This is a genomic window from Atlantibacter sp. RC6, assembly GCF_014193285.1.
In the GTDB taxonomy this organism is placed as follows: domain Bacteria; phylum Pseudomonadota; class Gammaproteobacteria; order Enterobacterales; family Enterobacteriaceae; genus Atlantibacter.
Map to the genome: position 1 here is coordinate 22,710 of NZ_JACHZE010000012.1, position 12,837 is coordinate 35,546.

Annotated in this window: 7 protein-coding genes; all 7 read right to left on the reverse strand. The window is 54.4% G+C overall.

The window, feature by feature from the left end:
- Positions 1-26: 26 nt before the first annotated feature.
- Complete coding sequence (locus FHW74_RS20215; RefSeq protein ID WP_183172128.1) at positions 27-1,472, reverse strand: carbohydrate porin; 1,446 nt, start codon at positions 1,470-1,472, stop codon at positions 27-29.
- Positions 1,473-1,667: 195 nt separating this feature from the next.
- Positions 1,668-3,059, reverse strand: a complete 1,392-nt coding sequence (locus tag FHW74_RS20220) for a glycoside hydrolase family 1 protein (RefSeq protein ID WP_183172129.1) — start codon at positions 3,057-3,059, stop codon at positions 1,668-1,670.
- Between the two features lie 15 nt (positions 3,060-3,074).
- On the reverse strand, positions 3,075-4,934 hold the full coding sequence (gene bglF / locus FHW74_RS20225; RefSeq protein ID WP_183172130.1) for a PTS beta-glucoside transporter subunit IIABC: 1,860 nt from the start codon (positions 4,932-4,934) through the stop codon (positions 3,075-3,077).
- A gap of 131 nt (positions 4,935-5,065) precedes the next feature.
- Positions 5,066-5,899 carry a BglG family transcription antiterminator LicT gene (gene licT / locus FHW74_RS20230; RefSeq protein WP_183172131.1) on the reverse strand — a complete coding sequence of 278 codons (834 nt, stop codon included), beginning with the start codon at positions 5,897-5,899 and terminating at the stop codon, positions 5,066-5,068.
- Positions 5,900-6,287: 388 nt separating this feature from the next.
- Positions 6,288-8,363 carry a glycogen debranching protein GlgX gene (gene glgX, locus FHW74_RS20235; protein WP_183172132.1) on the reverse strand — a complete coding sequence of 692 codons (2,076 nt, stop codon included), beginning with the start codon at positions 8,361-8,363 and terminating at the stop codon, positions 6,288-6,290.
- A 50-nt stretch (positions 8,364-8,413) separates the two neighbouring features.
- Entirely contained in the window at positions 8,414-10,957 is a 2,544-nt protein-coding gene (gene treY / locus FHW74_RS20240; RefSeq protein ID WP_183172201.1) for a malto-oligosyltrehalose synthase, read from the reverse strand.
- Complete coding sequence (treZ, locus tag FHW74_RS20245; RefSeq protein WP_183172133.1) at positions 10,957-12,741, reverse strand: malto-oligosyltrehalose trehalohydrolase; 1,785 nt, start codon at positions 12,739-12,741, stop codon at positions 10,957-10,959. The genes treY and treZ overlap by 1 nt, the downstream gene beginning before the upstream one ends.
- Positions 12,742-12,837: the final 96 nt, after the last annotated feature.

Genomic DNA, 12,837 nt, shown 5'->3' on the forward strand with positions numbered 1-12,837 from the left:
TTTATACCAGCGTGTTTTTCTGGTAATCAGAAAAACATCACATTTGCTGAAATACCGAACTTCCACTGATCGTCTTTGTTATCAGAGAAAACGACATTATCAAGTTGGTTATCAATAGCTTTGAGATACGTGGCATAAAAACGTATTTCAGGCAATAAACCGAAGCTGCTTTTTTCGAAGCGGATTGAATGGAAAAACGTGGTTTTATATCCGGACTCGATAAGGGTTTCACCGTACTGTTTGCTGTCCTGTTTAAAATAGCCCAGTTCCACGCCGGTCTGATTATAATTTTCCCAGATATAGGCAGGCCGAATAGCGGAGCGGATAAAGGTGATATCTGAATGAGGAGCAAAGGTTTCAGGATCGGCAATATCACTGGCCTTACCAAAGGCTATCGCATGAACAATACCAAAATGATCGCCGATAAAATTCTCACCCTGGGTTACTGCGCGATAAAGTACGCCACCACTTTGTTCGCCGAAATAATTGTCACTGTGTCCAAGATAGGGATTGGCGCCATGAATACGGCTCATATTGGTTGCCATTCCGTTATTAGCCACCTGAAAGATGAGTTCATTAAAGCTTTTATCGGTTTGCGTTTTCTTTAATGCCACGCCAGCCAGGAAGGCATCTTTGAGATCAAAAATCTCCCCGTCCGCCGCACGCTGTTTTTGTGTGTCCGATGGATTCGCCATGGTGTAATCGCCATGGAAACCTAGGGTTAAATCCTGTGCGAGTTTAATATTGTTATACCGCATCTGTACGGTATTCGTGGCTACGTTAGTACTGCCGCTCAGGTTGGTTTTGAACACCTTGTAATCATTACGGCCAACGGCAAGGTCGAGCGCGCCGGGTCCAATGCTCAGATTTTGAATACCTGCGCCGCCCCCTTCCGCGGTATACGCATATTTCCAGTCGAACATCAGAATTTCTTTAGCAGGAAGCTGATTTCGTCCTACCCAGAACAGGGCCTCTGGATGATTCGGCACCAATCCTTTAGTTTCGAGGTACATTTTGCCAAATGAAATATCATTGCCTTCCGATTTAGCAAAGTTGTTATTGCTGCTGTCAAGATCGATAGAGCCATCCAGCATCACTACCGCTTTCATTGAAACACCGTCTTTATTATAAAAACGCTGTGAAAAAATCAGATCGTACCAGCCATAAAATTCGTTACCGTAACGCCCCAGCGCCCCCTGTGCCCAGTTAGGCCTTTCATAGCTGATACCAGATGGCGTAACGCCTTTACCCACTGTGACTGTCGCATTAGTGGTTCCGTTTGCCGCCGTTTCCCAGCCGCCGCGGAAATAGCCTGCAAAGTTAAAATCTTTAAGTTTATCGTTATCCGCTTCAAGTTTTGCCAGACGGTCCTCAACGGGAACATAATCTTGTAGCGATGTGGTATCAGCAAATGTCAAACCTGGTAAAAGCGCGAACAGAGATAAAGAAAAATGTGCCAACTTTTTATTCATTTTAAATGCCTATTGCACGGTTAAAGTAGAGGATGTTCTAAACTGATCGTTGAATAATTCATGTGCAGGCTGGCCGAATAGTATTTCCGGCATCCCTGCGCGAGACAAAATAAAGCCCTCCCGAAGTCGGGCCTTGATTAACAAAGGGAGCAATTACTTAAAAAGTCATCGCGCCCTATGGTATTTCGACTAAATTTATTTCAGTGCGGCACCCCGGCTATTAATAACCTGCTGATACCAGTAGTAACTTTTTTTAGGAATACGCTTCAGCGTACCATTGCCCTCGTCGTCGCGATCGACATAAATAAATCCGTAGCGCTTGGAAATTTCAGCTTTCGAGGCGCTCACCAAATCAATCGGCCCCCAGGAGGTATACCCCATCACCTCAACGCCATCGTCAATCGCTTCACGGACCTGTACCAGATGGTCGTTGAGATAACTGATGCGGTAATCATCAATTATTTCGCCATCTGCATTAAGGCTGTCTTTGGCGCCCAGGCCGTTTTCGACAATGAATAACGGTTTCTGATAGCGGTCCCAGAGTTCATTGAGCAGGGTGCGCAGGCCTATCGGATCGATCTGCCATCCCCACTCAGAGCTTTTCAGATGCGGGTTTGGCACCATATTGAGAATATTTGCGCGCGCCTGATTATTCAGCTCATCATCGGTGGTAACGCAACCGGTCATGTAGTAGCTGAAGGAAACAAAATCTACGGTAGTCCGCAGGTCTTCACGATCCTGCGGTGTCACTTCCAGCACGATATTGTTTTCCCGGAAGTAACGTTGCATATAGCCTGGATAGTTGCCGCGGCACTGCACATCGCCAAAGAACTGCCAGCCATGGTTTTCCTGCTGCGCTTTTAATACATCTTCCGGTTTGCAACTTAGCGGATACATCAACGCACCGAGCAGCATGTTGCCGATTCTGGCGTCGGGAATAATTTCATGGCAGGCGCACACAGCCCGGGCACTGGCCACTAACTGGTGATGGATGGCCTGATAGATCTCCGACTCGCTGCTGTTTTCCGGCAAGCCAACGCCGGTTAACGGTGCATGGAGTGCCATATTGATTTCATTAAACGTGAGCCACAGCTTTACTTTGTCCTGGTAACGAGAGAAAACGGTGCGGGCATAGCGTTCGAAGAAATCAATCGTCTGACGATCTCCCCAACCGCCGTACTGTTTTACCAGACCCCAGGGCATTTCATAATGGGACAGCGTGACCAGCGGCGTAATGCTGTGTTTTGCCAATTCATCAAACAAGTTGTCGTAAAACGCCAGCCCCGCCTCGTTAGGCGTATTTTCATCGCCGTTCGGGAAAATCCGCGTCCAGGCAATAGAGACGCGCAGACAGGTAAAACCCATGTCAGCAAACAGCGCGATATCTTCCGGGTAACGACGGTAAAAATCGATGGCGATATCTTTGATATTGCTGTCACCTGGTGTACGTTCGCGCGTCGCGCCCAGGATGCCCCAGGGTTGCATATCCGAGGTGGAAGGGCCTTTGCCGTCCTCCTGCCATGCGCCTTCAACCTGATTCGCCGCAATGGCACCGCCCCATAAGAATGTTTCTGGAAATACTTTCATGTTCTTCTCCATTTTTTAGCGACTAAGGGATAACAGTCGCGTACCCATTGTGATGGTGCTGGTATTTGCCGTTTCGACGTTCCGGAAGTCATCGCTGTTACTGATAATAACTGGCGTGGCGAGGTCATAACCCGCACTGCGGATCGCCTGACGATCGAATTCAAGCAACAGGTCGCCAGCCCGCACTTTATCGCCAGGTTTAACGTGTGCGGTGAAATGCTGACCATCCAGTTTTACGGTGTCGATACCCACATGGATCAGCACCTCCACCCCGCTTTCACTTAGAATTCCGATGGCATGTTTAGTCTGAAACAGCGAGGCGACTTCACCGTCAAACGGCGCGATGACACGGTTATCGTTTGGAATAATGGCGACGCCCTGCCCTAAAAGTCCGCTTGAAAAGGTCGCGTCAGGCACATTTTCCAGCGGCAGCACCGTTCCGCTTAATGGGGCAAGCACGTCGTTTTCACCTGCTTTTTCCACGATAACCGCTTCATCTTTCGGTTTTTCCGCAGGCAGCCCGGCAAACCATGTCATTACACAGGCCAGAATCGCCGCGCCGAACATGCCGATCACGCCGCCCCATACGGTGAAATCCAGTCCAGAGGGCGGAATAAGTTGCGGCAAGGTAAGTACGCTTGGCAGGCCAAAGGAATAGACGAGAGTCTGGCTCCAACCGATGAATGCGCCGCCCAATGCGCCAGCGATACAGCCAAAAATAAAGGGCCGACGGTTAGGCAAGTTCACGCCATACACGGCAGGCTCCGTGATGCCAAAAATCCCGGCAGAAACGGCGGAACCGGCGAGCGTCTTTAACCGCGCGTCACGGGTACGCAGGAATACGCCCAGCGCGGCACCGACCTGCCCCATAATCGCCGGAAGCAACATAGGGACCATAGAATCGTGCCCAAATACGGTCAGGTTGTTGATCATTAATGGCGCGAGTCCCCAGTGCAGACCGAAGATCACGCATACCTGCCAGATCGCGCCCATCACACCGCCAGCCAACCAGGGCGCGAGGTTATAGATCCATTGGTAGCCATGAGCCAGTATCTGGCTTAGCCAGGTCGCCAGCGGGCCGATGACCAGAAAGGTCAGTGGCGTCACCACGGCGATACACACCAGCGGCGTAAAGAAATTACGCACGGCAGACGGGAAAAGTGGGCTACAGCGACGTTCAATATGGCTAGTTACCCAGGCTGCGATAATGATCGGAATAACAGAAGCGCTGTAATTGATAAAGGTCACCGGTATACCAAAGAAGTATTCAACCGGCGCGCCAGGTAGCCGGGTTGCCTCAAAAGCCTGGATCATCAGCGGATGTGTTAATGCCCCGCCAATCGCCATTGTGACGAAGGGGCTTGCGCCAAATTTTTTGCCCGCCGTATAGCCCAGAATAATCGGGAAGAAATAGAACAGCGAATCGCTTGCTGCGAAGAGTATTTTATAAGTCCCGCTGTCGGTATTGAACAGGCCGGCAACCACGCCCAGTGCCAGCAACCCTTTTAAAATGCCGGATGCCGCCATCACGCCGATAAACGGCGTAAAAATCGCAGAGATAATATCGATAGCGCTACTGAGCAACGAGCTTTTTTGTTTAGTTTCACCGCTGACAGGCGTGTCATCCGTAATACCCGCCTCAGCGCGCACCGCCTGACAAACTTCACCCACATGGTTACCGACTACCACCTGAAACTGGCCACCACTCTCCACCACCATGATGATACCCGGCTTTGCTTTCAGGCCTTCAGCATCCGCCAGCGCGCTGTCTTTTAATCTAAATCGCAGCCGGGTCGCACAATGGATGAGACTGGCAATATTCTCTTTCCCCCCAACATGGCTAAGAATTTCTTTCGCCAGTGTTTGATAGCCCATATTCGCTTTCCCTTACTTCAATTGTTGAATACTGCGGATAAAAAAAAACCCGAGCGCTGACGATGAAGTCTGCGTTCAGGTTTTGCCTGCATAGTGCAGTAACAATCCAAAGGTGGCGTAATCGCCGGGCGCTATCGCCCTTCTTTTCTTACCCGTTCAATGTGTATTGCGAGAAACATAATTTCTTCGGTTGTCGAATCTCGCTGATATTTCTGATGCAAATGCTTTGCAACTTTTTCTGCGCATCGCCAGGCGACGGTGTAATTCTCTTTGACTGCCGAATGAAGAGAAAAATCGTCATCTGGCACCACGGTACGGGTCATCATGCGTTGCGCAAAAAATTTCAGATGAGTGACCAGCCGGTGATAACTCAATGACTCTTCCTGATATTCCAACCGCAACTGATACTTAACGATCTGCAAAATCTCCTGCATCACATGGGTAATATGCATGACTTCCGGCATTTCACTATTAAGCTGCCCGGTAACCAGATGCAGAGCGATAAATCCTGACTCATCTTCCGGTAATTCCACCCCAAGACGACGATGGATCATCGCGCGCGCTTCCTGCCCAATTTCATACTCTTTTGGGTAAAGGCGTTTTATTTCCCACAGCAAAACATTCTTTATTGGCACACCATTTTTATGACGCTCAATAGCAAAATGACAATGATCCGTTAGCGTAATGTAAAGACTGTCCTGTAATTTCCCCAAACGTTGACGCGCCATTTCAATAATACGATCACAGGTGGTAATGACCTCCAACGGAATTTGACTTAACAACTCATAAAGCCGTCCCGCCATACCCGCATCCTGCAACGCAAAAACTTTCTCGATTTTGGTTTCATCCAGGTCTTCGCCAGCACGTTTCTGGAATGCCAGCCCACGCCCCATCACGACCTGCTCGCGCTGATGTTCATCGAGTACAACCACCACGTTATTATTAAGAATCTTGGCGATTTTCATCTGAACCCCGGAAAACAAAAAAACCCGACCTCCGACATAAGCCAGAAATCAGGTTTCGCCTGCCAATGCAGTAACAATCCATTTGCAGGTAATGTAACAGCCAGCGATCGTAAGACAATATGGCTATGGCAAAAGTGTGATGTCAGTCCCATAGTTTAATTTAAGATATCTTTATATCACTGGTGACGATCGGCACCTGCAAATATCGCTGGAACAGGATTTTGCCAGGCTGGAATTTAATTAAAAGCAGCCATTTTGAAGACAGGGAAAATATATTTCCCGACATAATAGTCAGCTCCGAGATATAAAAAAACCGGCTAGTCTGGCAGGACAATCCGGTTTTTTTGTAGATCTATCCTATTGTTAACTATAAGGATAATGTTAAATTTTACGGCCTTCTGAACAGCGCCATACTGCGCCCTTCCAGTTCAAAATCCTTCTCTTTGGTGATCACCAGACCCGGCTCTACCGTCTCGGAGGTGCTCAGTTCCAGCACCCAGCCGCCTTCGCCGAACTGTGGGATGCGGAACGGCACGTTGCCCTCAAACGGGTTGAACAGTATCAGAATGTCGTGCCAGATACCCTCTTCAGTCTGGAAGTCGGTGCGGCCAATGTATACCCCCAGGGTTGACCCTTCGTCCCACTGTTCCGGTTGCTGCGGGCCGCCGCCGGCGTTGAACCATTCGATCACCATGCCGTCGCGCCAGTTATCGCGGCGCAGCAGCGGCTGCTCGGCGCGCAGTTTGATCAGATGGCGCGTGAACTCGCGCAGCGCTTCGCTGGACGCCGGCAGGTTGTCCCAGTGGATCCAGGAGATCTCGCTGTCCTGACAGTAACCGTTGTTATTGCCCATCTGGCTGCGGCCAAATTCGTCCCCCGCCAGCAGCATCGGCGTGCCGTGGGAGAAGAACAGCGTGGCGAGGAAGTTACGTTTCTGGCGCTCGCGCACCGCGTTAATGCCTTCGTCGTCGGTCGGGCCTTCCGCGCCGTAGTTATACGAGCGATTATCGTTGTGGCCGTCGTTATTATCTTCGCCGTTGGCCTCGTTGTGCTTCTCGTTGTACGACACCAGGTCGTTGAGGGTGAAGCCGTCATGGGCAGTAATAAAGTTAACGCTGGCCCACGGGCGGCGGCCACGCTGATCGTAGAGATCGCCGGACCCCAGCAAACGCGCGGCGAAATCGGTTGAGACGTTATCGCCCTTCCAGTATTCGCGCACCGTATCGCGGTATTTGTCGTTCCACTCCGCCCAGCCCGGCGGGAAGCCGCCCACCTGATAGCCGCCGGGACCAATGTCCCAGGGTTCGCCAATCAGCTTCAGGCGGGAGAGTTTCGGGTCCTGCATGATGGCGTCGAAGAAGCCGCCGCGCTGGTCAAAGCCTTCCGGCTCACGGCCAAGGATGGTGCCCAGGTCGAAACGAAAACCGTCGATATGCATCGAATCCGCCCAGTAACGCAGGGAATCCATCACCATCTGCAATACGCGTGGATGGGAGGTGTTTACCGTGTTACCGGTCCCGGTATCGTTGATGTAATAGCGGTGCTGATCGGGCATGGTGCGATAATAGGAGAAGTTGTCGATACCCTTAAACGACAGCGTCGGGCCCAGTTCGTTACCCTCGGCGGTGTGGTTGTACACCACGTCGAGGATCACTTCGATGCCCTCGTCGTGGAAAGCGCGCACCATATCGCGGAAGCCCTGGATGCCGCGCGGCCCAAAGTAGCGCGAGGCGGGCGCGAAAAAGCCCAGCGAGTTATAGCCCCAGAAGTTTTTAAGCCCGCGCTCCAGCAGGTGTTGGTCGTCCGGGAACCAGTGCACCGGCAACAGCTCCACCGAGGTAACGCCGAGGCTCTTAATGTACTGAACGGTGGATTTATGGCTCATACCGTCGTAGGTGCCGCGCATCTCTTCCGGCAGCGCGGAATTAAGCTGGGTAAACCCTTTGACGTGGGTTTCGTAGATCACGGTTTTCGGCCACGGAACGGTCGGGCGGTTCTGATCGTGCCAGTTAAACTCATTAGGATCGATAACCCGGCATTTTGGGGTAAACGGCGCGCTGTCGCGCTCGTCAAAGGTCAGGTCCTTATCCTCATGATAGAGGTCGTAGGCGAAATGGGCTTCGTTCCACTCAAGGTCGCCCACCAGATCTCGGGCGTAGGGGTCGAGCAGCAGTTTATTGGGGTTGAAGCGGTGGCCATTCTCCGGATCGTAAGGACCATGAACGCGAAAGCCGTACAACGCGCCAGGCTTCAGGCCCGGCACGTAGCCGTGCCACACTTCGTGGGTACATTCCGGCAGATCGCGCCGGGCAATTTCAACTTTACCGGTGGGATCGTAAAGACACAGTTCAATACGTTGCGCATGGGCGGAGAAAATCGCAAAGTTTACGCCTTCGCCATCGTAGTTGGCACCGAGCTGGTGTGCGTGCCCCGCCAGGATTTCAAACGGTTTACCTTTAGACATGAATCCCTCTCTTGGAACCAGAAATTTCAGCAAATGCAGCGGCTAACGTTTTAGCTTTCAGAAGAGTTAACCCGTTGCAGCAAGACGGATGAACAGGAATCGACCGAATTAAGGTCGATGCGGTCCGTCAGTAAGATCTCTTTTCCGCTAAGAATGTCGCGATAGCGCTGGTTAGCCAGCCGTTCCGGCAACCGGATTTCCGTCTCCGTCCAGAGTTCGGTATGGGGCAACTCAAAGCCGCCGTGCAGCGCGCTAAATACCAGCCGCGGGGCGATAACGATCAGCGCATCGTCATCCTGCGCCCGGGCGAAGGTGATGACGTTATCCGCCCGTTTACCCGAGGCCGCCAGCGTCAGATAGTCACCGCGGCGAAACAGCAGCGGTTTTTGCTGACGCAATCGCAGCACATGCGCGATGACCCGCTGTTTCACCTGGCCGCTGAGCCAGTTCTCTTCGGCGCTGAAGTTGGGGCGCTCGTCGTCCAGCATCCGTTCCAGGGTAGCGAAATCCGGGTCGCGGCGGTTATCCGGGTCAACCAGGCTGAAGTTGAGCGCCTCGCTGCCCTGATAGATATCCGGCACGCCCGGCGCGGTCAGTTTGATCACCGTCTGAGTCAAGCTGTTGACCAGGCCCGCGTGGATAAACGGCTGGAGCCCCGCGTAAAAATCCTGCAGGAAAGTCTGATTCGCCGGATCCAGCATATGCCGGGCGTAATCCAGCACCGCGTTTTCATAGGCTTCGTTGCTGTCGACCCAGTCGGTGCGCAGCTTGGCTTCACGCAACGCCTTTTCGACAAACTCCAGAAAACGCGCCTCCAGCGCCCGGATGCCCGCTTCATCATCGGGTTGCAGCGTGGCGGGCCACACTCCCGCCAGCGCCTGATACAGCATCCAGGTGTCCACGCCGCGCGGCGCGGTGCCATCGTTAAGAAACACCACTTTGGTCTGGTTCATCTGCCGCCAGCGGGCGAAACATTCATCCCACAGCTGCGGCGCTTCGGTGAGCGTGTACAGCCGGGCGCGGGCGTCTTCACCACGTTTGGTGTCATGGGTCGAGGTGCTGGAAATCGCATCCGGCTGGCGTTCCAGCCGGGTTTTCATCTCTTTGTGGAAGCGGTCGAGCGAAAACGCGCGCTGTACCGGCTCGGCCCCAACTTCATTGAGCGCCAGCCCCATGTTCTGGCGGAAGAACAGCGTGTCCTCCACCGATTTGGCCATCAGCGGGCCGGTTAACTGCTGGAAGCGGGTGCGAAAGTGCCCGGCGGTGTCCGACGCGCCAGCGGATACCTCGCCATGCAGCACTCGGGTCAGGAAATCAAGCGCCGCCGGCTCGGGCGCAAACTCGCTGGCTTTCACCTTATCAATGATTTTCGCCAGTAGCGCCTGCCCTTCCTCTGGCATCCCCTGTAGCGTGCCGTAGGTGCGATACACCGGGAAGGCGATCAGCAGTTCACGCAGCGCCGCCCGGATAGTGGGCTCATCAAGCGCCACGCCTTCCGCTTCGGCAATAGTGACCGCCAGGTTGAGTAGCCGGGTGAACTCCCCTTCGAAATTGCGATCCACCATCAGCAGTTTGGCGGCGCGCAATTCGGCTTTGATATCCACCGGCTGGCCCACCACGCTGTGGTAGACGTCGCGCAGCGCGTCAATTTGCTCGTCGTCCACCAGCACTTCGGATAGCGACGAAATAAACTCGTAGCCGGTGGTGCCGGAAATCGGCCAGTCCTGAGGCAGATGCTCGCCCTTGCCGAGGATTTTTTCCACGGTGATGTAGCAATCCGGCCCGGCCTGCTGGCGCAGTTTTTCCACATAGGCTTTGGGATCGGCGAGCCCGTCGACGTGGTCGATGCGCAATCCATCCACCGCGCCGGAATGCACCAGCTCGAGGATCAGCCGGTGGGTGTCATCAAACACCGCGTCGTCCTCCACCCGCATCCCCACCAGCCCGGTGACTTCAAAAAAGCGGCGGAACGACAGCTCGCGCGGCGCGTCCCGCCACGACATCAGGCGGTACGGCTGGCGCTCATGCAGTTCAGCGATGGCCGCTTTATCGGTCAGGCTCAGCACCTCTTGTTCGCGGCCCTGCCAGCTTTCCGGAGTCAGCGGATATAAGTTTTCGAAATAGGCCAGCACCGGTTTGCCGGTTTGCGGATCGGCCTTAATGCAAATATCGCCGCTTTCCAGCACCGCTTCAAAGGTGTCGCCGAGAAACGGCAGCGTCAGGCGGCGCGTCCAGTCGATATCAAAATGCCGGGCGTAGCGGCTGTTTTCGCCATGCTCAATCACATCGCGCCACCAGGCGTTTTCCAGCGATGTCGCCATATGGTTCGGCACGATATCGAGAATCAGCCCCAGCCCGGCCTCTTTCAGGGTTTTCGCCATACGGTCGAAGCCATCGCGCCCGCCGATAGACGGGTCGATTTGGTTGGCGTCGGTGACGTCATAGCCATGGGTCGATCCCGCTGTCGCCGTAAAAATCGGCGAGGCATACAGATGGCTAATGCCCAGCCGCTTAAGATAAGGAACCAGCGCGGCCGCGCGGTCAAAGGTCATGCCGTTGCGAAACTGAATACGATACGTCGCGGTGGGTATCATCAAATAGCCTCTCCTGAAGCAAGCCGGACAATAATGGAATTCGGCGGCAGCTCATCTACCGCGTTCGGCCAGGCGAAAATCGTCTCGCCAGGAAAAACCGGTAGCGGCTGCGCGGCATTCCCGATATTCAGCGCCATTGACAGCGTGGCCTCACGCAACGACCAGCTTACGGCGACAAAGCCCGGTGCGGTTTTCACCACCTTCCCGGCTCCTTGCGCGTTCGCCAACAGCGGCACGATATGCTGCTGGCGCAGTTGCAGCAGTTGCCGGGTCAGCGCCAGCCACTGTTTGCCCTGCTCGCTACAGCGGCGGTGCCAGTCCAGCTTCGAGCGTTCGAACGTTTGTGCGGCGTTGGGATCGGGCACGTCTTCGCCATCGTGGCCGTGATGGCCTTTAAACTCTCTGGCGCGCCCTTCGCGCACCGCTTTAGCCAGCTCGCCGTGAAAGTCGGTAAAGAACAGGAACGGGTTGGTTTCGCCGTACTCTTCGCCCATAAACAGCAGCGGGATATGCGGCGAGAGTAGCAGCGTGGCGAGCAGCACTTTGGTGCGATCCTCGCCCGCCAGCCCGATCAACCGGTCGCCGTGCGCGCGGTTGCCGGTCTGATCGTGGTTCTGGATAAAATCGACAAAGGCGATGGGCGGCTGGCCGGTGCTGTCCACGCCGCGTTCTTTACCGGCATGGGGCGAGTATTCTCCCTGCCAGGCAAACCCTTCCGCCAGCGTGCGGGCGACGTGTTGTTCCGGCTGTTCGGCAAAATCTGCGTAATAGGCGTGGGTTTCCCCGGTGGCGAATACATGCACCGCATTATGAAAATCGTCGTTCCATTCCGCGGTAAACAGTGGCGCGCGACCATCGGCATCACGCGGATGCAGATCGATGATATTGCGGCTGTCTTCGGTGGTCAGATGAATGGGCCGGTCGGTGATTTCCGCGCGGATGCGTTCGGCAATCTCATTCAACACGTGTTTTTCCGAGACATCATGGATATGGTCGATGGCGTCAAAGCGCAGGCCGTCGAGGTGGTACTCCTTCAGCCAGTAGAGCGGCGCTTCGACAATATAACGGCGCACCGCGTCCACGTCATAGGCGATGCCGGGCCCCCACGGGGTCATGCGCTCTTTATGGAAGAAATCCGGGGCCAGCAGCGGCAGATAGTTGCCTTCCGGGCCGAAGTGGTTAAGCACAATGTCCAGCACCACCGACAGACCATACCCGTGGGCGGCATCGACAAACGCTTTGAAATCATCCGGCGTGCCGTAGGCGGAATGCGGCGCGTAAAGCAGCACGCCGTCGTAACCCCAGCCGCGATTGCCGCCAAACTGCGAGACGGGCAGCACTTCGATCATGGTAATGCCGAGTTCGGCGAGGTACGGCAGCTTTTCAATCGCCGCGCGGTAGGTGCCTTCCGGGGTAAAGGTGCCGAAGTGCATCTCATAGACCACCGTTTCTTCCCACGGACGCCCCCGCCAGCCGGTGTTTTGCCAGGCGTACTGGTAGGGGTCGATAACCAGCGAAGGCCCGTTGACATCGGCTTTTTGCGCCCGGGATGCCGGATCGGGGACCGCCATACCGTCGGCGAGCACAAACTGGTACTCAGCGCCAGCCGATACGCCGGTTGCCTGATGCTCAAACCAGCCCTCGTCGGCGGCTTTCATCGGCTGCTCTTCGCCGTTGAGTCTCAGCGTGATACTTTCCTGCCCCGGTGCCCACAGGCGAAAGCGCACTACGCCATCCGTTACAAACTCGCTGCCCCAGCTTTTAACAAACGTTTTAGATCCCATATCAATGCCTCGTTTAACCCAAAAGTGAGCAATGCACGCCATCGCGCTTTCGTCGCCGAGGCGAGCTCCAGTAGCTTAAACGCGAAAATCAGACCT